The sequence below is a fragment of the Streptomyces guryensis genome, from assembly GCF_021261325.1.
GTDB lineage: Bacteria > Actinomycetota > Actinomycetes > Streptomycetales > Streptomycetaceae > Streptomyces > Streptomyces guryensis.
In genome coordinates this window covers 29,666-51,818 of the sequence record NZ_JAJSBI010000028.1, presented here as the reverse complement: position 1 = coordinate 51,818, position 22,153 = coordinate 29,666, and the positions used below count along the sequence as shown (strand labels likewise).

General features: G+C 71.2%; 21 protein-coding genes and 1 pseudogene. 16 read left to right on the top strand and 6 right to left on the bottom strand.

Annotation, left to right across the window (positions count from 1 at the left end; all coding sequences use genetic code 11):
• The first annotated feature begins 176 nt into the window (after positions 1–176).
• Positions 177–989 carry a hypothetical protein gene (locus LJ657_RS38450; protein ID WP_232654110.1) on the top strand — a complete coding sequence of 271 codons (813 nt, stop codon included), beginning with the start codon at positions 177–179 and terminating at the stop codon, positions 987–989.
• Positions 986–2,152 (top strand): type VII secretion-associated serine protease mycosin, encoded by a 1,167-nt coding sequence (mycP, locus tag LJ657_RS38445; RefSeq protein WP_232654108.1) that lies wholly within the window; start codon positions 986–988, stop codon positions 2,150–2,152. The genes LJ657_RS38450 and mycP overlap by 4 nt, the downstream gene beginning before the upstream one ends.
• A gap of 52 nt (positions 2,153–2,204) precedes the next feature.
• Here the strand turns inward: mycP and LJ657_RS38440 are convergent, their stop codons facing one another.
• The gene (locus LJ657_RS38440) at positions 2,205–3,170 is read right to left on the bottom strand and encodes a serine hydrolase (protein WP_232654105.1); all 966 of its coding nucleotides are present in this window, start codon (positions 3,168–3,170) and stop codon (positions 2,205–2,207) included.
• Between the two features lie 165 nt (positions 3,171–3,335).
• On the opposite strand from LJ657_RS38440, the gene LJ657_RS38435 reads away from it, so the two are divergent.
• Positions 3,336–4,067, top strand: coding sequence for an SseB family protein (locus LJ657_RS38435; protein WP_232654102.1), 732 nt, complete (start codon positions 3,336–3,338; stop codon positions 4,065–4,067).
• Positions 4,068–4,084: 17 nt separating this feature from the next.
• On the opposite strand, the gene LJ657_RS38430 is transcribed toward LJ657_RS38435, so the two are convergent.
• On the bottom strand, positions 4,085–4,453 hold the full coding sequence (locus tag LJ657_RS38430; RefSeq protein ID WP_232654100.1) for a DUF1844 domain-containing protein: 369 nt from the start codon (positions 4,451–4,453) through the stop codon (positions 4,085–4,087).
• Between the two features lie 335 nt (positions 4,454–4,788).
• Here LJ657_RS38430 and infC point away from each other — a divergent pair.
• The 10 genes and pseudogenes from infC (at position 4,789) to LJ657_RS38380 (ending at position 15,863) form a co-directional block, all read left to right on the top strand.
• A pseudogene (gene infC / locus LJ657_RS38425) lies at positions 4,789–5,506 on the top strand (translation initiation factor IF-3).
• A gap of 111 nt (positions 5,507–5,617) precedes the next feature.
• The gene (rpmI, locus tag LJ657_RS38420) at positions 5,618–5,812 is read left to right on the top strand and encodes a 50S ribosomal protein L35 (RefSeq protein ID WP_003977225.1); all 195 of its coding nucleotides are present in this window, start codon (positions 5,618–5,620) and stop codon (positions 5,810–5,812) included.
• A gap of 101 nt (positions 5,813–5,913) precedes the next feature.
• Positions 5,914–6,297 (top strand): 50S ribosomal protein L20, encoded by a 384-nt coding sequence (rplT, locus tag LJ657_RS38415; protein WP_232654097.1) that lies wholly within the window; start codon positions 5,914–5,916, stop codon positions 6,295–6,297.
• A 95-nt stretch (positions 6,298–6,392) separates the two neighbouring features.
• On the top strand, positions 6,393–7,235 hold the full coding sequence (locus LJ657_RS38410) for a TrmH family RNA methyltransferase (RefSeq protein WP_232654094.1): 843 nt from the start codon (positions 6,393–6,395) through the stop codon (positions 7,233–7,235).
• Positions 7,236–7,289: 54 nt separating this feature from the next.
• A complete protein-coding gene (locus tag LJ657_RS38405) occupies positions 7,290–8,426 on the top strand; it encodes a sensor histidine kinase (protein ID WP_232654091.1) in 1,137 nt (378 codons plus the stop codon).
• Between the two features lie 139 nt (positions 8,427–8,565).
• Entirely contained in the window at positions 8,566–9,687 is a 1,122-nt protein-coding gene (gene pheS, locus LJ657_RS38400; protein ID WP_232654089.1) for a phenylalanine--tRNA ligase subunit alpha, read from the top strand.
• Positions 9,687–12,200: a phenylalanine--tRNA ligase subunit beta gene (gene pheT, locus LJ657_RS38395; protein ID WP_232654087.1), complete on the top strand. Its 2,514-nt coding sequence runs from the start codon at positions 9,687–9,689 to the stop codon at positions 12,198–12,200. Before pheS ends, pheT begins: the two co-directional genes overlap by 1 nt.
• Before the next feature lie 273 nt (positions 12,201–12,473).
• On the top strand, positions 12,474–13,553 hold the full coding sequence (locus LJ657_RS38390) for a PP2C family protein-serine/threonine phosphatase (RefSeq protein WP_232654084.1): 1,080 nt from the start codon (positions 12,474–12,476) through the stop codon (positions 13,551–13,553).
• 339 nt (positions 13,554–13,892) lie between these two features.
• Positions 13,893–15,233 (top strand): NsdA family TPR-like regulatory protein, encoded by a 1,341-nt coding sequence (locus LJ657_RS38385; RefSeq protein WP_232654081.1) that lies wholly within the window; start codon positions 13,893–13,895, stop codon positions 15,231–15,233.
• Between the two features lie 90 nt (positions 15,234–15,323).
• Positions 15,324–15,863: an NUDIX hydrolase gene (locus tag LJ657_RS38380; protein ID WP_030945812.1), complete on the top strand. Its 540-nt coding sequence runs from the start codon at positions 15,324–15,326 to the stop codon at positions 15,861–15,863.
• 53 nt (positions 15,864–15,916) lie between these two features.
• Here LJ657_RS38380 and LJ657_RS38375 read toward each other — a convergent pair whose 3' ends face one another.
• Together LJ657_RS38375 and LJ657_RS38370 are read right to left on the bottom strand one after the other, a co-directional pair.
• Positions 15,917–16,174 carry a hypothetical protein gene (locus tag LJ657_RS38375; protein WP_232654078.1) on the bottom strand — a complete coding sequence of 86 codons (258 nt, stop codon included), beginning with the start codon at positions 16,172–16,174 and terminating at the stop codon, positions 15,917–15,919.
• A 222-nt stretch (positions 16,175–16,396) separates the two neighbouring features.
• On the bottom strand, positions 16,397–17,272 hold the full coding sequence (locus LJ657_RS38370) for a 3-hydroxybutyryl-CoA dehydrogenase (RefSeq protein ID WP_308117116.1): 876 nt from the start codon (positions 17,270–17,272) through the stop codon (positions 16,397–16,399).
• Between the two features lie 186 nt (positions 17,273–17,458).
• On the opposite strand from LJ657_RS38370, the gene LJ657_RS38365 reads away from it, so the two are divergent.
• Complete coding sequence (locus LJ657_RS38365) at positions 17,459–18,718, top strand: glycoside hydrolase family 10-like protein (RefSeq protein WP_232654075.1); 1,260 nt, start codon at positions 17,459–17,461, stop codon at positions 18,716–18,718.
• A 132-nt stretch (positions 18,719–18,850) separates the two neighbouring features.
• Here LJ657_RS38365 and LJ657_RS38360 read toward each other — a convergent pair whose 3' ends face one another.
• The gene (locus tag LJ657_RS38360; RefSeq protein WP_232654072.1) at positions 18,851–19,045 is read right to left on the bottom strand and encodes a DUF1918 domain-containing protein; all 195 of its coding nucleotides are present in this window, start codon (positions 19,043–19,045) and stop codon (positions 18,851–18,853) included.
• Between the two features lie 95 nt (positions 19,046–19,140).
• The gene (locus LJ657_RS38355; protein WP_232654069.1) at positions 19,141–20,091 is read right to left on the bottom strand and encodes a DMT family transporter; all 951 of its coding nucleotides are present in this window, start codon (positions 20,089–20,091) and stop codon (positions 19,141–19,143) included.
• Between LJ657_RS38355 and LJ657_RS38350 the strand changes: the two genes are divergently transcribed.
• On the top strand, positions 20,090–21,523 hold the full coding sequence (locus tag LJ657_RS38350; RefSeq protein ID WP_232654067.1) for an aminotransferase-like domain-containing protein: 1,434 nt from the start codon (positions 20,090–20,092) through the stop codon (positions 21,521–21,523). The genes LJ657_RS38355 and LJ657_RS38350 overlap by 2 nt on opposite strands.
• A gap of 150 nt (positions 21,524–21,673) precedes the next feature.
• Positions 21,674–22,114 carry a GNAT family N-acetyltransferase gene (locus LJ657_RS38345; RefSeq protein ID WP_232654065.1) on the top strand — a complete coding sequence of 147 codons (441 nt, stop codon included), beginning with the start codon at positions 21,674–21,676 and terminating at the stop codon, positions 22,112–22,114.
• Positions 22,115–22,153 lie beyond the last annotated feature (39 nt).

Sequence of the window (22,153 nt, the reverse complement as noted above, 5' to 3'; positions counted from 1 at the left end):
TCGGTACCGCCACACCCCCCATGCCCTCCACCCGCCCGAACTCCGGCCATGTGTCGCCGTCGCCGCCCATGCCGCCTTTGCCGGGCAGCCGGGTGGAAGGTGTGGGGCCCGACCCGGCGCTTTCCTGGAGTGCTCCGGGGGTGCCCGGGGGCGGTTTCGGTGGCAGGCGGCCCGTTGTGTCGTTCGGGGAGCCCGAGGGGTATGACGAGCGGGTCCGGCCGCGGCCGCTCGGGCGGCGGGTGCGGTCGCGGACGGCTGCTGCCGCCGCCTGTGTCGTGCTCGGGCTCGGGCTCATCGGCGGTGCCGTGACCGGGAGTTGGCTGGTCGGGGGCTCCGGGGACGACGGCGGGCAGGACACGTACGCCGAGGCCGGCGGGCTGTGGCACAGCGTGCCCGTGGACCAGTTGTTCCCGCGCACCGTGCAGGGCACGGGAGCCGGACCCGGCGGCGCCGACCGGACCTGGACCCGCATCGCCGTCGCACCGGACAGCGGATGCAAGGACGCCTTCGACCCGCTGCTCCAGAAAGCCCTCGCACCGGTCGGCTGTCAGCGGCTGCTCCGCGCCACCTACACCGACGCCACCCAGAGCTTCGTCACCACCGTCGGCCTCCTCTTCACCAAGGCCGACACCGCGACCATGAACTCCCTCGCCAAACGCTTCCAGAGCCAGGGCCTCGGCACCCGCACCGACCTGATGCCCCGCCCCTACGCCGCCAAGAACACCGCCGCCGCCCGCTTCGGCGGCAAACAGCGCGCCTCCTGGACCGTCTCCGTCCTCACCGACGCCCCCGTCGTCGTCTACGCCGTCTCCGGCTGGGCCGACGGCCGCAGCGTCGACACCCCGGTCCCCGCCGAGCAGGCCACCCAGTCCGGCGCCGGCTCGGCCCCCGCCCAGGCGGGCCTCGGCAACGAGGCACAGGGCCTGGCCGACCGCATCGAACGGGCCCTGCGCAAAGACGTCACCTCGCCCACGGAGAACCCCTCGTGAAGCACCGCGCCGGAGCGCTGAGCGTCCTCCTCGCCGCCTCCCTCGCCCTGGTGCCGTCCACCGTCGCGCACGCCGACGGCATACGCGCCCAGCAGTGGGCCCTCGACGCCATGCACACCCAGCAGGCCTGGCAGACCACCAAGGGCAAGGGCATCACCGTCGCCGTCCTCGACACCGGCGTGGAGGCCGACCACCCCGATCTCGTCGGCAACGTCCTGCCCGCCCAGGACATGATCGGCTTCGGGGCGAAGCAGGGGGACCGCGCATGGGCCCGGCACGGCACCGCCATGGCCGGCATCATCGCCGGGCACGGACACGGTCCCGGCAACGGCGACGGCGTCATGGGCATGGCCCCCGAGGCGAAGATCCTGCCGGTGCGGGTGATCCTCGAAGACGGCGACGCCGCCCGCGGCAAGGCCCGCTCCACCCGCGGCAACGCCCTGGCCGAAGGCATCCGCTGGGCCGCCGACCACGGCGCCGACGTCATCAACCTCTCCCTCGGCGACGACTCCGCCTCCGCCCACCCCGAACCCGCCGAGGACGAGGCCGTCCAGTACGCCCTCAAGAAGAACGTGTCCGTCGTCGCCTCGGCCGGCAACGGCGGCGACAAGGGCGACCACGTCTCCTACCCGGCCGCCTACCCAGGGGTCATCGCCGCGACCGCCGTCGACCGCTTCGGCATCCGCGCCTCGTTCTCCACCCGCCGCTGGTACGCCACCGTCAGCGCCCCCGGAGACAAGATCGTCATCGCCGACCCCGACCACAAGTACTACGAGGGCTGGGGGACCAGCGCGGCCTCGGCGTTCGTCTCGGGCGCGGTCGCCCTCATCAAGGCCGCCCACCCCGGGCTGACCCCCGCCCAGATCAAGCAGCTCCTCGAGGACACCGCCCGCAACCCTCCCACCGGCGGCCGGGACGACTCCCGCGGCTTCGGCATGATCGACCCGGCCGCCGCGATCAAGGCCGCGGGCCGCCTCAAGCCCAAGGCCCTGCAGGCGGCGTCGTACGGCGACAAGTACTTCGGTTCCGGCCCGGACGCCGCCACGTCCGACGGAGGCACCAGCGACTGGGCGGCTCCGCTCGCGGGCACCCTCGGCGGGGCACTGCTCGTCGCGGCGGTCTTCTTGTGGCGCGGCCGCCGCCCACGCTTCGACGGCTTCTGAGACCGACGGCCCGTCACTCCGAGACGGACGCGGAGGGAGAGGCGGCAGCCGACTAGGACGCGGACGCCGCCGGGGCGCCCACGGCCAGCGCCGAAACCGCCGCCTTCGCCGCCGACTCGACCAGCGAGATCCCCTTCGCCTGCGTCGAGTTGCCCTTGGACAGCACGGCCACCAGACAGGGGCGGCCGTCGACCGTCACCCGCCCGATGCTGTTGATGTCCCACAGCCCGGTCGTACTGCGCGCCAGCCAGCCGTTCTTCAGCGCCCACTGCGAGCCGTCGGCCGCCGCCGACACACCCCAGTGCTGGTCGGCCTCGATCTGCCCCATCAGCCCCCGCAGATACCTCCGCGAGGCCTCACTCAGCTCCGAGTGGTCCCCGAACACCTGCCGCAGCAGCGTGAGTTGATCGGCGGCCGTGGTCTGGGTCAGCCCCCACAGCATGCCGTCGCCGCCCTCGGTGTCCGTGAGCCCCAGCCGCTTGTTCGCGGCGTCGAGACCGTCCGCCGTGCCGATGGCCCGCCACAGCGCGGACGCCGCGGTGTTGTCGCTGTTCTCGATCATCGTGGTGGCGTACGACTTCTCACTCGCCGAGAGGCGCCGGCCGGCGTCCTGCGCCTGCAGCAGCAGCGCCGCCAGGATGTCGACCTTGACGATGCTCGCCGTGTCGAACGAGCCGTCCCCGTACGAGGCGCTCTCGCCCGAGTCCAGGTCAAGGACCGCCACCGACACCTGCGCGCCGTCCTCGACGGACACCCACCTCAGGGCCTTCGCCAGTAGCCCGTCGTGGTCCACCGTCGGCTCTGCCGCAGGTTCCACCGAATCCTCCCCGTCCGCCCTGGCCGACGCCACCGCCGACGACGATACGGGGCCCGAACCGGGGTGCGCCCGGGCCTCGACATACGCGGTCCCGGCGGCCGTACCGCCCACGATCGCGACAGTGACGAGGGTGGTGCAGAGCAGAGGGCGCGTCCGGGCAGGACGAGCGCGGCGGCTTCGGCGGGCTCTGGGGGACTCCATGCCGCGATGCTCGGGGCGCCGACTGTGCGCGCCCTTGGACCGGAGTCAGAGGTGCGTCAGGGAAATCTGAGAAAGCCGTTAACCGTGCGCCCCGGACCGGCGGTTTCCGGGGCGGCACCAGCCCAGCAGCATCCCCCCGATATCCGCCCGATAGGGTCGGTGACCGTGGCGAACAAGAACATTCCCGACTCCGGCTTCTCCGACGACGACGGCGCCGCCGACCCCCGGCTCAGCGCCGCGCTCACCGCCTGGGCCGAGGACCGCACCGCCGTGGAACCGGTGCTGGAAGCCCTGAAGGGCGCCCGACTGCTCGTCCCCGTCGTAGCCGTGCTCGGCGAGGTCGAGGAGGACGAGAACGGCCTGCGCCGCGAGAAGACCAGCGACATGGCCGTGCCGACGCTGAAGGCCGGATCCCGCACCGCCCTGCCCGCCTTCACCTCCACCGACTCCCTGGCCCGCTGGGACCCGGCGGCCCGCCCCGTCGCCGTACCCCTGCACCAGGCGCTGCAGGCGGCGGCGCACGAGAAGGCGGACACGGTGGTGCTCGACCTGGCCGGGCCCGTGCCCTTCGAGCTGACGGGCCCCGCGCTGCTCGCGCTCGCCGAGGGCCGTACGACGACGGACCCCCTTGCCGACCCGGCCGTACGGGAGGCGGTACGGACCGCGGTGGCCGCCGAGCCCGCCGTCCTGCGCGCCCACCTCGGGCCCGGACAGGCCGACGGCACCCTCGCCCTCGTACTGGACGAGTCCGCCGTACCCGCCGAGGCCGCCCGCGCGGTCGCCGAGCGCCTCGCCGCCGACGACACACTGAGGGCCCGCCTGGTGCGCGGCCTCGACCTGGCACTGCTGCCGGCCGGGGCGACGCCGCCGGGCGAGCCCTTGTACGTACGCGGCTAGTTGTTTTACCACCCGGACTAGCCGTAAACAGGCCCCGTGTACTTCTCGCCCGGCCCCTGGCCCGGCTCGTCCGGGACGAGGGACGCCTCGCGGAACGCCAGCTGGAGCGACTTCAGGCCGTCGCGCAGAGGCGCCGCGTGGAAGGAGCTGATCTCGGTCGCGCTCGCGTCCAGCAGACCGGCCAGCGCGGTCACCAGCTTGCGGGCCTCGTCCAGGTCCTTGTACTTGTCGCCCTCCTCGGTCAGCCCCAGCTTCACCGCGGCGGCGCTCATCAGGTTGACGGCGACCGTCACGATCACCTCGACCGCGGGGACCTCGGCGATGTCGCGGGTCATGGCGTCGAAGTCGGCGGGGGACTCGGGGGACTCAGGAGGGGTGTCACTCATGCCCCACACGATAGGGCCCGGTGCACGCCGGTTAGCACCACCCCCGGGTAGCTGCTAACCTTGTGTGACGACCGGCTGGACGCTCGCGTGTCCGGCCCACAAGTGGAGGCTCCGATCTCCCACCCGACTGTCCTCCGGGACGGCGGGTCACCCCGGTCAGGCGGCCACCATCGTTCCGTACGGACGATGGAGTCGCCCGAAAGCGCGCCCCGCGTCATCGCGGCGGTGCTCCGGTAGTGCTTTGGAGCCCCGCCTGTGATCGTCCGGGGCATTTTTCATGCTCTGGCGCGGTTAGGTCTAACGAAAGAGAATACGCGGCTGTCCGCCAGACCGCCGTGTGGTGCTAACCGAGGAGGATCCATCAGCGCCGAGCCCCGCATCAACGACCGGATTCGCGTTCCCGAGGTGCGACTTGTCGGTCCCAGTGGCGAGCAGGTGGGCATCGTCCCGCTGGCCAAGGCACTGGAGCTTGCGCAGGAGTACGACCTGGACCTGGTCGAGGTCGCGGCGAACGCCCGTCCGCCCGTGTGCAAGCTCATGGACTACGGGAAGTTCAAGTACGAGTCGGCCATGAAGGCCCGTGAGGCGCGCAAGAACCAGGCGCACACGGTCATCAAGGAGATGAAGCTCCGGCCGAAGATCGACCCGCACGACTATGACACCAAGAAGGGTCACGTCGTCCGGTTCCTCAAGCAGGGCGACAAGGTCAAGATCACGATCATGTTCCGTGGTCGCGAGCAGTCCCGGCCCGAGCTGGGCTACCGACTGCTGCAGCGTCTCGCGACGGACGTCGAGGACCTCGGTTTCGTTGAGTCGAACCCGAAGCAGGACGGCCGAAACATGATCATGGTTCTCGGTCCGCACAAGAAGAAGACCGAGGCGATGGCCGAGGCCCGCCAGGCGCAGGAAGCCCGCAAGGCAGACGCGAAGGCCAACCCCGGCAAGTCGCAGAACGCCGCGGAGTCCGAGCACGACCCGGACGCCGAGCACGACGCGGACGTGGAGAGCGCCGTGGAGACCGAGGCGCCTGCCGAGGCTTCCGCCGAGGCGTGATCCCGGGGGACGCGAGTCCCCAGGACGTAACCGAAACAAGAGCGACGTTCCACCGTGCCCGGTTTTCACGACCGGGCACCGGAACGCCACCGACGAGGAGAGAACGGCGCTATGCCGAAGAACAAGTCGCACAGCGGTGCCAGCAAGCGCTTCAAGATCACCGGCTCCGGCAAGGTGCTCCGTGAGCGCGCCGGCAAGCGCCACCTGCTCGAGCACAAGTCGTCCCGCGTGACGCGTCGCCTCACCGGCAACGCCGAGATGGCCCCGGGCGACGCCGCGAAGATCAAGAAGCTTCTCGGCAAGTGACGTGAACGGCGCCCCCACGGAGCGCCGTACGTCTGGACCGGGACCCAATCGTTTCCGGGCCGTGTGAGTCCAACCACGGCCCCGCTACAAGGAGTTAACAAGTGGCACGCGTCAAGCGGGCAGTCAACGCCCACAAGAAGCGCCGGGCGATCCTCGAGGCGGCCTCCGGCTACCGCGGTCAGCGTTCGCGCCTGTACCGCAAGGCCAAGGAGCAGGTCACCCACTCGCTGGTCTACAACTACAACGACCGCAAGAAGCGCAAGGGTGACTTCCGCCAGCTGTGGATCCAGCGCATCAACGCCGCTGCCCGCGCCAACGGCATCACGTACAACCGCTTCATCCAGGGTCTGAAGGCCGCGAACGTCGAGGTCGACCGCAAGATCCTGGCCGAGCTGGCCGTCAACGACGCCACCGCGTTCGCCGCGCTGGTCGAGGTCGCGCAGAAGGCGCTGCCGGCCGACGTCAACGCCCCGAAGGCGGCGTGACGCCACTCGCTGCGCTGGCTTGAGCCGACGTGACTGTACGGACCCGTGGGTTTCTGCCCGCGGGTCCGTTTCGTTGAGTTAGTTAGGTGACCTTGATGCCTCCCGTTACCCCCGAGCTGATCTCCCCCCGTTCCCCCCGCGTCTTTGCCGCCCGGCGGCTCGCCAAGCGGAACTTCCGGGGGAAGGAGCGGCTGTTCCTGGCCGAGGGGCCGCAGGCCGTGCGGGAAGCCGCGGGGCACGGGCTGGTGGAGCTGTTCGCCACGGTCGAGGCCGCCGAGCGGTACGCCGACATCGTGGGGGAGGCCCGGGACACTGGCGTCCGGGTCCATCTCGCCGCCGATCAGGTCATCGCCGACATCTCGACGACCGTCACCCCGCAGGGGCTCGTCGGGATCTGCCGGTTCCTGGACACGCCCTTCGAGGAGATCCTCGCCGCCCGGCCCAAGCTCGTCGCCGTACTCGCCCATGTGCGGGACCCCGGGAACGCCGGGACCGTGCTGCGGTGCGCCGATGCCGCCGGCGCCGAGGCCGTCGTACTGACCGACGCCTCCGTCGATCTCTACAACCCCAAGGCCGTACGGGCGTCCGTGGGCTCGCTGTTCCATCTGCCCGTCGCCGTCGGCGTCCCTGTGGAGGACGCGGTCGAGGGGCTCAAGCGGGCCGGCGTCCGGATCCTCGCCGCCGACGGGGCGGGGACCGACGACCTGGACGACGAACTCGACAAGGGCACCATGGGCGGACCGACCGCCTGGGTGTTCGGGAACGAGGCGTGGGGGCTCCCGGAGGAGACCCGCGCGCTCGCGGACGCCGTGGTACGCGTCCCGATCCACGGGAGGGCCGAGAGCCTGAACCTCGCCACCGCGGCCGCCGTATGTCTGTATGCGTCAGCCCGTGCACAGCGCGCCTTTGGAGGGTGCCGCTCCGTCACCGACAACTAGTAGGGTGACCAGCTCGGGGGCCACCTGCGCCGTCTGAAGGGTGGGGTTGCGGGAATGAGTGTCGGCACGAGCAGGGCACGGGGATCACGGGACGCGCGGCGCGCGCCCGCGCCCCGGCACGGCGATCTCGCCGAGCTCGGCATCGACCCCGACGTGCTGCCCGACGGCCTCGTCGTGGCCGACGAGCACGGCCAGGTCATCTGCTTCAACGCCGCCGCCGAGCGCATCACCGCCGTCCCCGCCCGGGACGCCCTCGGGCAGCGGCTGGAGAAGGCGCTGCCGTTAGAGGACCTGGAGGGACGGCGCTGGTGGCAGCTGACCGACCCGTACGGGGGGCTCGCCATTCGCCGGCGGCAGCCCGAGCGGAACCTGCTGCTTCCCGGTGGACGGGAGGTCCTCGTATCGGCCCGGTACGTCCGCGGTGAACCCACCGGCCCGGTCCGCCGTGTCGTCGTCTCGCTGCGCGACACCGAGGCCCGCCGCCGCACCGAGCGCAGCCACGCCGAGCTGATAGCGACCGTCGCCCATGAGCTGCGTTCACCGCTGACCTCGGTGAAGGGCTTCACCGCCACGCTCCTCGCCAAGTGGGAGCGCTTCACCGACGACCAGAAGCGGCTGATGCTGGAGACCGTCGACGCCGACGCCGACCGGGTCACCCGGCTCATCGCCGAGCTGCTGGACATCTCGCGGATCGACAGCGGACGGCTGGAGGTGCGCCGCCAGCCCGTGGACATCGGCGCGGCAGTGGGGCGGCACATCCAGGCGTACGTCGCCGCCGGGCAGCCGGCCGACCGGTTCCTGCTCAGGATCGAGCAGCCGCTGCCCTCGCTGTGGGCCGACCCCGACAAGATCGACCAGGTGCTCAGCAACCTCCTGGAAAATGCGGTGCGGCACGGCGAGGGAACCGTCACGATTGACGTCACGGCCACGGCGTCCCCCCGAGAGGACGAGGACACCGGCACGTCGGTCACGGTGAGCGACGAGGGGCCCGGCATCCCGGAGGAGTCCATGAACCGCGTCTTCACCCGCTTCTGGCGGGGCAGCAAGCGCGGCGGCACCGGCCTCGGGCTCTACATCGTCAAGGGCATCGTCGAGGCGCACGGCGGCACCATCACGGTCGGCCGCGCCCTCCAGGGCGGCGCCGAGTTCCGATTTACGTTGCCCGTGGCGGCCCCGGCGTATCTCGCCTGACGCCCCACGGGCGCATTCGTACACCTCCACCCCGTTAGACTCGGCCTTTGGCACCTTTGTGTCCCATGGACGGCCCTCTGACCTCTGTGTGAGTCGGTGACGGGGACCTTCAGCCAGCCAATCGGAAGCACGGGAAGAGATGTCGGCACCGAATAAGTCGTACGACCCTGTAGAGGTCGAGGCGTTGAAACCGGAAGAGATCGAGCGCATGCGGGACGAGGCGCTCGCCGCCTTTGCCGCAGCGAGCTCCCTCGACGCGCTCCAGGAGGCCAAGGTCGCCCACACCGGGGGCACCTCCCCGCTGGCCCTCGCCAACCGCGAGATCGGCGCCCTGCCCCCGCACGCCAAGGCCGCCGCCGGCAAGCTGGTCGGCCAGGCCCGCGGCGCCGTCAACAAGGCGCTCGCCGGCCGCCAGGCCGAGCTGGAGGCCGACCGCGACGCGCGGGTGCTGGTCGAGGAGTCGGTGGACGTCACGCTGCCGTACGACCGCGTACCGGCCGGCGCCCGTCACCCGCTCACCACCCTGTCCGAGCGCATCGAGGACGTCTTCGTGGCCATGGGCTACGAGGTCGCCGAGGGCCCGCAGGTCGAGGCCGAGTGGTTCAACTTCGACGCCCTCAACATCGGCCCGGACCACCCGGCCCGCGGCGAGCACGACACGTTCTTCGTGCAGGGCCCGGAGGGCGGCACCGAGTCCGGTGTCGTGCTGCGCACCCACACCTCGCCCGTGCAGATCCGCTCGCTGCTCAGCCGTGAGCTGCCGGTCTACGTGATCTGCCCCGGCGTGGTCTACCGCACCGACGAGCTGGACGCGACGCACACCCCGGTCTTCCGCCAGGTCGAGCTGCTGGCCGTGGACGAGGGCCTGACCATGGCCGACCTCAAGGGCACCATGGACCACATGGTCCAGGCCCTGTTCGGCGAGGGCATGAAGACCCGGCTGCGGCCGAACTTCTTCCCGTTCACCGAGCCGTCCGCCGAGATGGACATGGTCTGCTACGTCTGCCGCGGCGAGTCCGTCGGCAACCCCGACCGCCCCTGCCGTACCTGCTCCTCCGAGGGCTGGATCGAGCTCGGCGGCTGCGGCATGGTCAACCCGCGGGTGCTCACCGCCTGCGGTGTCGACCCGGAGAAGTACAGCGGCTTCGCCTTCGGGTTCGGCATCGAGCGGATGCTGATGTTCCGCCACAACGTCGAGGACATGCGAGACATGGTCGAGGGTGACGTCCGGTTCACCCGGCCGTTCGGGATGGAGATCTGATGCGGGTCCCGCTTTCTTGGCTGCGGGAGTACGTCGACCTGCCGGCGACGGAAACCGGCCGTGACGTCCAGGAGAAGCTCGTCTCGGCGGGCCTTGAGGTCGAGACCGTCGAGCACCTCGGCGCCGACCTCAAGGGCCCCCTCGTCGTCGGCCAGGTGCTCACCATCGAGGAGCTGGAGGGCTTCAAGAAGCCGATCCGCTTCTGCACGGTCAACGTCGGCCAGGCCAACGGCACCGGTGAGCCCCAGGAGATCGTCTGCGGCGCCCGCAACTTCGCCGTCGGCGACAAGGTCGTCGTCGTGCTTCCGGGGGCCACGCTCCCGGGCGGCTTCTCGATCTCCGCGCGCAAGACGTACGGCAAGACCTCCCACGGCATGATCTGCTCCGGCGACGAGCTGGGCATGGGCGACGACGGCACGCACGGCATCATCGTGCTGCCGCCGGAGGCCGAGATCGGCAAGGACGCGATCGCGCTGCTGGAGCTGGTCGACGAGGTCCTGGACATCGCCGTCACCGCCAACCGCGGCGACTGCCTGTCCATCCGCGGTGTCGCCCGCGAAACCGCCATCGCCTACGGCCTGCCGCTGCGCGACCCGGCCCTGATCGACGTACCCGGCCCGAACGCGTACGGCTACCCGGTGCAGGTCTCGGAGCCGCTCGGCTGCGACCGCTTCACCGCGCGTACGGTCACCGGGCTCAGCCCCGAGGCGCGCTCCCCGATCTGGCTGCAGCGCAGGCTGCAGAAGGTCGGCATGCGCCCGGTCTCGCTCGCCGTGGACGTCACCAACTACGTGATGATGGAACTCGGCCAGCCGCTGCACGCCTACGACCGCTCGCTGGTCCAGGGCACCATCGGCGTGCGCCGCGCCGAGCACGGCGAGAAGCTCGTCACGCTCGACGGCGTCACCCGCACTCTGGACGCCGAGGACCTCGTCATCACCGACGACCGCGGTCCCATCGGCCTCGCGGGTGTGATGGGCGGCGCCAACACCGAGATCGCCGACCACGACGACACCGAGAACTCGACGAGCGACGTCGTCATCGAGGCGGCCCACTTCAACGCGGTCTCCATCGCGCGCACGGCCCGCCGCCACAAGCTGTCCTCCGAGGCGTCCCGCCGCTTCGAGCGCGGCGTCGACCCGCAGGCCGCCGCCGCTGCCGCGCAGCGCACGGTCGACCTTCTGGTGCTGCTCGCGGGCGGCACCGCCGAGGCCGGCGTCACCGAGGTCATCACGCCGTCCGCGCCGCACACCATCACCGTGCCGGCCAACCACCCGGACAAGGTGGCGGGCGTCGACTACGGCCGCGAGACCGTCGTACGGCGGCTTCAGGAGATCGGCTGCGACGTGTACGGGCAGGACGAGCTGATCGTCACCGTGCCGTCCTGGCGGCCCGACCTCCTTGAGGTCAACGACATCGCGGAGGAGGTCATCCGCCTGGAGGGCTACGAGAACCTGCCCTCCACGCTGCCCAAGCCGCCCTCGGGCCGCGGACTGACCCACCGGCAACGGCTGCACCGCAGGGTCGGCCGCGCGCTGGCCGGGGCGGGCTATGTCGAGGCGCCGAACTACCCCTTCATCAGCGAGCAGGTCCTCGACCAGCTGCTGCTCGAGGCCGGCGACCCGAACCGCCGTGTCGTGAAGCTCACCAACCCGCTCAGCGACGAGGAGCCCGCGCTCCGTACCTCGCTGCTGCCGGGCCTGCTGGGTGCCCTGCGGCGCAACAACGGCCGGGGTTCGCACGACCTGGCGCTGTTCGAGACCGGGCTGGTGTTCCTCCCCCGCGAGGAGCAGAAGGCCGCCGTCGCCCTGCCCGTGGACCGGCGTCCCACCGACGAGGAGATCGCCGAGCTGAACGCCGCGCTGCCCGAGCAGCCGCGCCATGTCGCCGTCGTCCTCGCGGGCGCCCGCGAGCAGGCCGGCTGGTGGGGCAAGGGCCGTCCGGCGGACTGGGCCGACGCGGTCGAGGCCGGGCGCGTCGCGGCGCGGGAAGCCGGTGCCGACCTGATCGTCCGCAAGGGTCAGTACGGGCCGTGGCACCCGGGCCGCTGCGCCGAGTTCGTGGTCGTCGTCGACGGCACGGAGACGGTGGTCGGCCACGCGGGTGAGCTGCACCCGCGCGTGGTGAAGGCCCTCGGGCTGCCCGAGCGCACCAGTGCGATGGAGCTCGACCTGGATGCGCTGGAGGAGGTCGGCAACGACACCCCGCAGGCGCCGGGCATCTCCACGTTCCCGGTGGCCACGCAGGACGTGGCGCTGGTCGTCGACACGTTCGTGCCGCACGCCGAGGTGGAGGCCGCTCTGCGGGACGGTGCGGGTGAACTCCTTGAGGGGATTCGGTTGTTCGACGTGTACGAGAACGCCGAGCAGCTTGGTGAGGGGCGGAAGTCGCTGGCTTATGCCCTTCGCTTCCGGGCGTCGGATCGTACGTTGACCGTGGATGAGGCTTCTGCTGCTCGGGATGCGGCGGTTGCCCTGGCGGGTGAGCGTACGGGAGCGGTGCTTCGCGGCTAGTGCGCCCAAGGGGCGGGGAGCTGTTGTTGTTCGGTGGCTGCGGGTGGTTCGCGGCTTGTCGCGCAGTTCCCCACCCCCCTGAGGGGGCGCTGCCATTCCCCCTGTGAATATGCGCCCGACCTGCATAAATGCGGATGACCTGGAGGTTGTCACTCATTTGGGTGGCAACTTCGGGTGATCTGGTCCTGTCCGGCCATGCCGTGGACAGAATCGGACCGGCCTTTCGGGGTCGGTCCGTCTGTGCTTCGCGGCCTGAATGGGGGGCCAATCGGCATGATCCGCATCAAGGCTGGGGTTCCCTGCGGGGCGGGGCGGCCGCCGTTGCGCCGGGTGCTCGCGCTGGGGCTGCCCACTGTGTGGGGCGCCGTGGCGATCACGTACAAACTGGCCTGTCCGCTCGCCCAGCAGAACGGGCTGGGGGCGCGCATCGGCACCAGTGCCGTCTTCTTCGCGGTGGGGACCGGGCTGATACTCCACGTCCGGCATGTGCTGCTGCGTGAGCTCAAGGAGCTCCGGCAGGTCGCGGGCGCCGCGCAGAGTGTGCTGCTGCGGCCGCTGCCGCCGCGGATCGACGGGCTGAACATCGCCGCGGCCCAGTTGTCCGCGGACCGCGCGGCGGCCATCGGCGGCGATCTGTACGAGGTCATCGCCACCGAGCACGGTGTGCGGGTCGTGATGGGCGATGTGCGCGGGCACGGGCTCGCCGCCATCGGTACGGTCGCCGCCGTGCTCGGCAGCTTCCGCGAGGCCGTGCACGACGAGGCCGAACTCGGCAGTGTGCTGCGGCGGCTGGAGCGGGCGCTGGCCCGGCATCTGCGGGACCGGGCCCGCGCCGAGCACCCCTCGGCCGGACCGGAGCCGGACCATCCGGTCGCCGAGGAGTTCGTCACCGTACTGCTGCTGGAGATCCAGTCCGACGGCGAGGTGAGTGTCCTCAACTGCGGGCACCCCTGGCCGTATCTGCTCGGACCGGCCCGGGCCGAACTGCTGACCCTTGCCGAACCGCTGCCTCCCCTCGGGCCGTTCCCGTTGCCCGCCGAGCTGCCCGCCCTCCCCTGCGGTCGGCTGCTGCCCGGTGAGGCGCTGTTCCTGCACACGGACGGTGTCGAGGACGCCCGGGACGGACGTGGCCGGTTCTTTTCGCTGCCGGCCGCGCTCGCCGAGGCCGTGGGCGCAGGACCGGTCTCCCCGCAGTCGGTACTGCGCGCCGTCTTCGCCGGGCTGCTGCGCCACGCAGGCGGAAGACCCGCCGACGACGTCGCCCTGCTCGTCCTGCGCAACGACCGCCGCCATGTCGTACACCCACCTGGCGGTGCATCCGGCGCTCCGGCGTGGTCCGGCCGCGCCCCATAAGGGGCGCGGGGAACTGCGCGATCAGCCACACACAGCCCGCACTCGACAACGCGGCTTCGGCCAACGGCGCTTGGTCGCACCGCCAAGCTGCCGCCGGCACACCGTCCGCCCCGCCACGGAGTGTCGGGCAGGCAGCTGGGCGGACGGCGCGGAAGCGGGCCGCCGCACTGTACGAGGGGGAGCCGGCGGCCCGGCCGGCCTCTTGCGAGGCATTTCAGTCAACCGGCAGGAAACTCTCCGCGACAGTGCGCGTACGCTGCGGATTCGGGCACTCCGTTCACACCCCGTGTGAAGCCGTTCGCACTACGCTGACGGCACCGAGCGATCCGGGGGGCATATATGCAGCCCAACACTCTGCTCGACGCGATCCTGGACGAGGCCGGGATCTCGCATGCGGGGCTGGCGGCACACGTCAATCAGGCGGGGCGGGCACGCGGCCTCGCGCTTCGGTACGAACACACCGCCGTGGCACGGTGGTTGAAGGGGCAGCGGCCCCGGGGGCAGGTGCCCGACCTCATCTGTGAAGTGCTCGCGGTGCGGCTGCACCGGCCGGTCACCCTCGACGACATCGGTCTCGGTGTCCCGGGTGAACCGTCGACCCCGCACGGAACCTCCCTCTCCGGCTTCGTCGAGCGGGCCACCGCCCTGTGGCGCTCCGACGAACAGCAGCGCCCGCACATCCTGGGCGCGCCCGCGGTCACCGGCACCCCTGCCGTCATGCCCGTGTGGGAGTGGGAGAACCCGCCCGAGGACGTGGACGTCTCGCGCGGCGGCCGACACCGGGTCACCCCGGGCGACATCGAGATGCTGCGTGCGGCCCGCACCCACTACGAGCAGATGTACCGCAAGGCCGGCGGCATAGCGACCCGCACCCGCATCGTCGGCTTCCTCAACGCCGAGGCCGCCCCGCTGCTGCGCGGCAGCTACACCGACGCCACGGGCCGCCAACTGCACCGGGCCACGGGCGGGTTGGTGGCGATCGCGGGCATCTGCGCCTACGACTCCGATGCGCACGGACTCGCCCAGCGCTACTTCCACCAGGCGCTCAGGCTGGCGAAGGCCAGCGGGGACCGGGGACTCGGCGCCTATGTGATCGCACTGCTGGTCAACCAGGCTCTGTTCATGAGGGAGTTCCGCCAGGCGGTCGCCTTCGCGGAGGCCGCGCTGCGCGCCGCCGGCAAGCACATCACGCCGGCGCTCGCCTGCGACCTGTACGCGATGCAGGCCAAGGCGTACGCACACCTGGGCGACAGTACGACAGCGCTGTCCTGCATCCGGCGTGCCGAGCAGGCCGCCGAACGCATCCGACGCGGGTACGAACCCGACGAAACCGGCTATGTCCAGCCGGGGCTGGTCAACGTCCAGGTGGCGGAGGCACTGCTCAGCCTCGGCGAACTCGTGGCCGCGGGGGAGCATGCCGCGGCGGCCGTCGACAATCCCGCGCACGACCGCGGGCGGGTGCACCGGCTCGCCATGCTCAGCACGATCGAACTGCGCCAGGGCAACGCCGACAAGGCCGTGGCCACCGCGGTGCAGATGGCCGAACAGGCCCGGGGAATGGAGTCCCAGCGGCTGCGCGACAGACTCCGCGCGGTACGCGAGCACCTGGTGCGCAGCGGCTGTGCGGGCACCGCCGAAGCCGCCGAACTCATCGACGGGGCACTGCGCGTACCGCTGTAGACCGGTTCCGCCGTAGACCGGTTCCGAGCACCGACACCCCACAGTCCCTGCTGCGATATTGCCACTTACTCGACGGAAGGTGGCAGAACCGTGCAGTGGACGAAACAGAACGAACAAACTGTGTATGCAAACCGCTGGTTCACCGTCAACCTGGCAGATGTGGAACTGCCGGACGGGCGGCACCTGGACCACTTTCTGATACGGCTGCGGCCCGTCGCTGTGGCCACGGTGGTGAACGAGGCCAATGAAGTCCTCCTCCTGTGGCGCCACCGCTTCATCACCGACAGCTGGGGGTGGGAACTCGCTGCGGGCGTGGTCGAGGACGGCGAGGACATCGCCGTCGCGGCCGCCAGGGAACTCGAGGAAGAGACCGGCTGGCGACCGGGACCGCTGCAGCACCTCATGAGCGTCGAGCCGTCCAACGGCCTCACCGACGCCCGGCACCACATCTACTGGGCCGACGAGGGCGAGTACGTCGGACATCCCGTGGACGACTTCGAGTCGGACCGCCGGGAATGGGTCCCCCTCAAACTCGTCCCCGACATGGTCGCCCGCGGCGAGGTCCCGGCCGCCAACATGGCGGCCGCGTTACTGCTCCTGCACCACCTCAGGCTCGGGCAGGACGCCTGACTCCGATTCCCCCACCACGCCCACCCTGATTCCCCCCACCACGCCCTCGTCCCTCAGTGGCCCAGGGCTTGCCATACCGTCACGACGAGCGCGCCCACGGCTGTCAGCGCCGCGACCGCGGGCAGCGGCCAGCGGGCGTGCTCCAGGGCGATGATCCGTGCGCTGAGATCGTCGACTTCCTTGTGTGCCTCCTCGGCGCGATGGTTGAGCAGGGCCAGCCCTCCCTCGACGCGCGCGTACGCGACGTCGAGGCGGCGGCGTAACTCTGCGAGTTCTCCATGGACCACGGGATGCTCCGGGTCGGCGGTCACGAGTCCGCTCCTTTCCGTAGTCGTCACATCCCTTGCATTGCGCATGGAGAGTCAACTCGCCTGGTGGACGCGTGGGGAGCGTGTGCGACGGGCATATGCGGGCCCGGCGCGCACACGGTGTGTGAATGACACGGGCCCGGCGCTCCGAAGAGTGCCGGGCCCGCATTGGTCGCACTGTGTAATCAGCACCCTGGAACGGGCACTGTGCAAAAGGCCGTCGAGTCAGCCGTAGGTGTAGAAGCCCGACCCGGTCTTCCGGCCGAGTCGGCCCGCGTCGACCATGCGCTGGAGCAGCGGGGGAGCGGCGTACAGCGGCTCCTTGTACTCCTCGTACATCGAGTTGGCGATGGACACGATGGTGTCCAGGCCGATCAGGTCCGAAAGCTTCAGCGGGCCCATCGGGTGGGCGCAGCCCATCTCCATGCCGTTGTCGATGTCCTCGCGGCCCGCTATGCCCGACTCGAACATGCGGATGGCGGACAGCAGATACGGCACGAGCAGCGCGTTGACCACGAAGCCGGAGCGGTCCTGGGCGCGGATCGCGTGCTTGCCGAGGACCTTCTCCGCGAACAGCTGCGCCCGGCCGAGGGTGCCCTCGGAGGTGGTGAGCGCCGGGATCAGCTCGACCAGTTGCTGCACCGGGGCCGGGTTGAAGAAGTGGATGCCGACGACGTGGTCCGGGCGGGAGGTGGCGACCGCCAGCTTGACCAGCGGGATGGAGGAGGTGTTGGAGGCGAGGATCGCGTCCGGGCGGGTCACCACCTGGTCGAGCACCTGGAAGATCTCCGTCTTCACCTGCTCGTTCTCGACGACGGCCTCGATCACCAGGTCGCGGTCGGCGAACTCGCCCAGGTCGGTGGTGAAGCTCAGCCGTGCCTGCGTCTCGTCCCGCTCCTGCTCGGTGATCTTGCCGCGCTCGGCCGCCTTGCCCAGGGAGCTGAACAGCCGGGTCCGGCCGAACTCCAGGGCCTCCCCGGTCGTCTCGGCGACCTTGACGTCCAGACCGGCCCGGGCGCACACCTCGGCGATGCCCGCTCCCATCTGGCCGCAGCCGACCACTCCGACGCGCGAGATGTCTCCCGTTGGGAAGTCCGTCACATCGTCCCCTTCGCTGATCTACGAATGCGGCAGGGTCCCCGGTGGTTCGGTGCCTGCTCCAAACCTGCACGTTACCTCCGGCGATCGTTGATCGATCGTTCGGGTCCGCGTGGCAGCCTGACGCGGGAGGTGGCCCGGGTCGAGAATCTCCCCCGGTCACGCACATCGGCGCATGGAGGTACGGGAATGCAGCACCGTAGGTCTCGGCTGTCGCGGCGGGCGTTCGCAGCGACGGCCCTGTCGGCTCTCGTGGCGGGGGGCGGTGCAGTGGCGGCGAGTGCGGCGATGGCGGGCGGCGATCCCGGGCGCCGGCGGTCCGTGCGGGAGATGCGGGGCGTCTGGGTGGCGTCCGTGGCCAACCGGGACTGGCCCTCCAAACCGGGGCTGACCGTGGCCGAGCAGCGGGCCGAGCTGATCGCCATCCTGGACCGTGCCGCGCACAGCCGCCTCAACGCCGTGATCTTCCAGGTGCGCCCCACGGCCGACGCCCTGTGGCCCTCCCCGTACGAGCCCTGGTCGCAGGTCCTCACCGGCACCCAGGGCCAGGACCCGGGCTGGGACCCGCTGGGCACGGCGGTGAAGGAGGCCCACGCCCGCGGTCTGGAACTGCACGCCTGGTTCAACCCGTACCGCATCGCCAACAACACCGACGTGACGAAACTGGCCGCCTCCCACCCCGCGCGCAAGCACCCGGACTGGGTGGTGCCCTACGGCGGGAAGCTCTACTACAACCCCGGGCTGCCGAAGGTGCGTGCCTTCGTCCAGAACGCGATGCTGGACGCGGTGCGGAAGTACCCCGTGGACGCCGTCCACTTCGACGACTACTTCTACCCGTATCCGGTGACCGGCCAGACCTTCGACGACGACGCGGCCTACGCCCGCCACGGCAGGTCCTTCCCGGACCGGGATGCCTGGCGCCGCCACAACATCGACAAGCTGGTCTCCGAGATGGCCACGCGGATCAAGCAGGTGCGGCCGGGCACGCGCTTCGGCATCAGCCCGTTCGCGGTGTGGCGCAACGCCGCCACCGACCCGCACGGCTCGGACACCCGGGCCGGCGTACAGACATACGACGACCTGCACGCGGACACCCGCAAATGGGTGCGGGAGAACTGGATCGACTACATCGCCCCGCAGGTCTACTGGAACATCGGCTTCGCCGCCGCCGACTACGCCAAGCTGCTGCCCTGGTGGTCGGAGGTCGCGCGCGGCACCGGGACACAGGTGTACGTGGGGGAGGCGCTGTACAAGGCCGGCGACCCGGCCCAGTCCGCGGCCTGGCAGGATGTCGCCGAACTCTCCCGCCACCTCACCCTCGCCAGGGACTACCCACAGGTGCGCGGGCACATCTTCTTCGCAGCCAAGGACGTGGCGACGGACCGGATCGGCGCGATGGCGCGGGTGGTCGCCGACCACTACCAGCAGCCGGCGAAGCCGCCGCGTTGATCTGAGCGGTTCTGCAGCGGCTTTCAGGGGGGCGGGGCTGTATCGGATGTGCGGCTCCGCCGCGCGGGCGCGCCCGGCCACGATGGCGCCGCAGACAAACGACGGCCCATCGTGGCTCAACCAGCGGAGCGGCTACCGTTGAATTTCCGTGTGGCGGATCTCGGTGTCCGGGCCCGGTGAGCAGATGCCCGTGTGCCCGTCCTCGAAGCGGACGCGGTACGGAGGATTGCCCTCCTGGCCCAGTACTTCGACGATCTCGCCGACCTTGTCGTGTTGGCCGACCACCCTGCCGTGCTGGACAAGCTGGTCGCCCACGGTTGCACGCATCTGTAGGGCCTCCTCACCAGGTGCGGGAGCAGCGGTCCGTGGCCTTGAGTCTACGGCGCGGGGCCACGGTTGGAACCGGCGCGTACCCGCGCCGCTCAGCCCCGCGCCCGCTGCGTGACGGCGATGCACACCAGCACCGCCGCGGCCGTCAGCGGGGCGGCCACCGTCAGGTGCTCGCCCAGCAGCAGCACCGACCACACCAGTGTGAGCAGGGGTTGGGCCAACTGCAACTGGCTGGCCTTGGGAATGCCGATCGCCGCCATGCCCCGGTACCAGACGACCAGGCCGAAGAACTGCGAACCGGCCGCGACCCACAGCAGCCCGGCCACACTGTGAGCGGTCAGCCGCACGGGCTCGTATGACAGCGCCAGCGCGGCGGCGGGCACGCTCAGTGGCACGCACAGCACCAGCGCCCAGCCGATGACCTGCCAGCCCGGCATGACCCGGGCCAGCCGGCCGCCCTCGGTGTAGCCGGCCGCGCACACCAGTAGCGCGCCGAACAGATACAGGTCCGCGGTGGTCAGCGCACCGCCGCTCTGCTGCACCGTGAAGGCGACGACCGCGGCAGCGCCCGCGAGGGCCGCCGTCCAGAAGGTGCGGGACGGGCGGGTGCCCATGCGCAGCGCGGAGAACAGGGCGGTCGTGAGCGGGAGCAGGCCGACCACGACGGCGGCGTGCGCGGTGGTCGACGTCTGCAGGGCGAGCGTGGTCAGCAGCGGGAAGCCGACGACGACACCGGCAGCGACAACCGCCAGGCCCGCCAGGTGCTTTCGGCCGGGCGGCGGCACGCGCAGTGCCAGCAGACAGGCCCCTGCGATGAGTGCCGCGAGAACGCTGCGCACGGCCACCAGTGACCAGGGCCCGAAGCCTTCCAGTCCCCAGGCGGTGGCGGGGAAGGTGAGCGAGAAGGCGACCACGCCGAGGGCGGCCAGGACGGTGCCGGTGCGGCGGCTCGCCGCGGCCACCGGGGTGCCCGCGCCGGTCGGCCCGCTCTCGCTGCCGACCGCTATCCGGCTGGGGGTAGTAGCGCTACTCTGTGCTCTCATGCAAGAGCGTAGCAGTGTCGGTGAACTGGCCCAACAGTTGCGACGGGAACTTGATCGCTACTCTCCTGGTGGAAAGCTCCCGTCGAGTCGCTCCCTCGTTGAGCGGTTCCGGGTCAGTCCGGTGACGGTCTCGCGTGCCCTGGGGCAGCTGGCCGCCGAAGGTCTGGTGGTGACCCGGCCGGGCGCCGGCGCCTTCCGTGCCGAGCGGCGCGGGGCGGCCGCTCCCGCCGGTGACACCTCCTGGCAGGAGGTCGCCCTGAGCGCGGACGGCGCCGTCGACCTCGTACCGCGCTCCGTGGACGCGTCCGGAGTCACGGTCTCCCTCGCAGCCCCGCCGCCCGGAGTCGTCGAGTTCAACGGCGGCTATCTGCACCCGTCCCTGCAGCCCGAGCGGGCCATGGCGGCGGCCCTGTCCAGGGCGGGCCGTCGCCCCGGCGCCTGGGGGCGGCCGCCGATGGAGGGGCTGCCCGAGCTGCGCGAGTGGTTCGCGCGGAGCATCGGCGGCGGGGTCACCGCGGCCGGAGTGCTCGTCGCCGCGGGCGGCCAGTCCGCGCTGACCACCGCGCTGCGCGCACTCGCTCCGCCCGGAGCGCCGGTGCTCGTCGAATCGCCCACGTATCCGGGGATGCTGGCGATCGCGCGGGCCGCGGGCCTGCGGCCGGTGCCGGTCCCGGTGGACGCGGGCGGCGTCAGGCCGGCGCTGCTCGCGGACGCGTTCCGCGTGACCGGCGCGCGGGTCTTCGTCTGCCAGCCGCTGTTCCAGAACCCGACCGGCGCCGTGCTGGCCCCCGAACGGCGCGGGGAGGTACTCCGGATCGCCCGCGAGGCCGGTGCGTTCGTCGTCGAGGACGACTTCGTACGACGGCTCGTGCACGAGGACGCCGGTCCGTTGCCGAGCCCGCTCGCGGCCGAAGACCCCGACGGAGTCGTCGTCCACGTCTGCTCGCTCACCAAGGCGACCTCGCCCAGCTTCCGGGTGAGCGCGCTGGCCGCCCACGGACCGGTTCTGGAACGGCTGCGCGCCATCCAGGTCGTCGACACCTTCTTCGTCCCGCGCCCGCTCCAGGAAGCCGCTCTCGAACTCGTCGGGTCGCCGGCGTGGCCGCGCCATCTGCGTGCGATCTCCGCGGAGTTGAAGACCCGCCGCGACACCATGACGGCGGCGCTGCGGCTGCAGCTCCCCGAGCTGTGCCTCCCGCATGTCCCCTCGGGTGGCTACCACCTGTGGCTGCGGTTGCCCGACGGCACGGACGAATCTGCCCTCACGGCGGCAGCCCTGCGTGCGGGCGTTGCCATCACGCCCGGCCGTCCGTACTTCAGTGCGGAGCCTTCGGCGTCGCACGCCCGGGTGAGCTTTGCCGCGGTCGCGGGGAGCGGGGAGATTGCGGAGGGGGTGCGGCGGTTGCGGGTGGCTTGCGACGAGGTGTCGTAGTGCGCCGTTGATCGTCTGCGGCGCCGTCGTGGCCTGTCGCGCAGTTCCCCGCGCCCCTCAAAGCCGCTGCGGTGCCGTCGACAGGCCGGCACGCCTGGAGCCCGGCGAAAACCGTTCGACGGCTCCGTCCCCGCCTGCGAGCCTCCCGGCATGACCGACGACACCCCGCGCCTTCCCGAAGGCTATGAGATCTCCACCGATCCCGACCGCCTCGACGTCGACCGCGTGCACCGGTGGCTGGCCACCGACGCCTACTGGGCAAAGGGGCGGCCGCGCGAGAAGCAGGAGCAGGCGATTGCCGGGTCGCTCAATTTCGGGGTGTACGACACGGTTTCGGGAGAGCAGGTGGCGTATGCCCGGATCATCACCGACCGGGCGACCTTCGCGTGGTTGTGCGACGTCTACGTCGACCGGTCCGTGCGCGGCAAGAACATCGGTACGGCCCTGGTGGGCGCCGTGCGCGATCAGCTGGAGCCGTACGGGCTGCGGCGCATCATGCTCGCCACCGCCGACGCGCACGGCGTCTACGCGAAGCTCGGCTTCGAGCCGCTGGCTCAGCCGGACATCTGGATGGCCCTCGTTTTCGAGTGACTTGTCCGGCAGGTCCTGACCTTGAAGTAAGGTTTCGGG

Coding starts and splice junctions, on each gene's coding strand:
- LJ657_RS38430 (WP_232654100.1), bottom strand. CDS start 4,453: ATGAGTGACACCCCTCCTGAGTCCCCCGAGTCCCCCGCCGACTTCGAC.
- rpmI (WP_003977225.1), top strand. CDS start 5,618: ATGCCGAAGAACAAGTCGCACAGCGGTGCCAGCAAGCGCTTCAAGATC.
- LJ657_RS38410 (WP_232654094.1), top strand. CDS start 6,393: ATGCCTCCCGTTACCCCCGAGCTGATCTCCCCCCGTTCCCCCCGCGTC.
- LJ657_RS38385 (WP_232654081.1), top strand. CDS start 13,893: ATGCAGCCCAACACTCTGCTCGACGCGATCCTGGACGAGGCCGGGATC.
- LJ657_RS38365 (WP_232654075.1), top strand. CDS start 17,459: ATGCAGCACCGTAGGTCTCGGCTGTCGCGGCGGGCGTTCGCAGCGACG.
- LJ657_RS38405 (WP_232654091.1), top strand. CDS start 7,290: ATGAGTGTCGGCACGAGCAGGGCACGGGGATCACGGGACGCGCGGCGC.
- LJ657_RS38360 (WP_232654072.1), bottom strand. CDS start 19,045: ATGCGTGCAACCGTGGGCGACCAGCTTGTCCAGCACGGCAGGGTGGTC.
- LJ657_RS38390 (WP_232654084.1), top strand. CDS start 12,474: ATGATCCGCATCAAGGCTGGGGTTCCCTGCGGGGCGGGGCGGCCGCCG.
- pheT (WP_232654087.1), top strand. CDS start 9,687: ATGCGGGTCCCGCTTTCTTGGCTGCGGGAGTACGTCGACCTGCCGGCG.
- LJ657_RS38345 (WP_232654065.1), top strand. CDS start 21,674: ATGACCGACGACACCCCGCGCCTTCCCGAAGGCTATGAGATCTCCACC.
- LJ657_RS38350 (WP_232654067.1), top strand. CDS start 20,090: ATGCAAGAGCGTAGCAGTGTCGGTGAACTGGCCCAACAGTTGCGACGG.
- pheS (WP_232654089.1), top strand. CDS start 8,566: ATGTCGGCACCGAATAAGTCGTACGACCCTGTAGAGGTCGAGGCGTTG.
- LJ657_RS38440 (WP_232654105.1), bottom strand. CDS start 3,170: ATGGAGTCCCCCAGAGCCCGCCGAAGCCGCCGCGCTCGTCCTGCCCGG.
- LJ657_RS38355 (WP_232654069.1), bottom strand. CDS start 20,091: ATGAGAGCACAGAGTAGCGCTACTACCCCCAGCCGGATAGCGGTCGGC.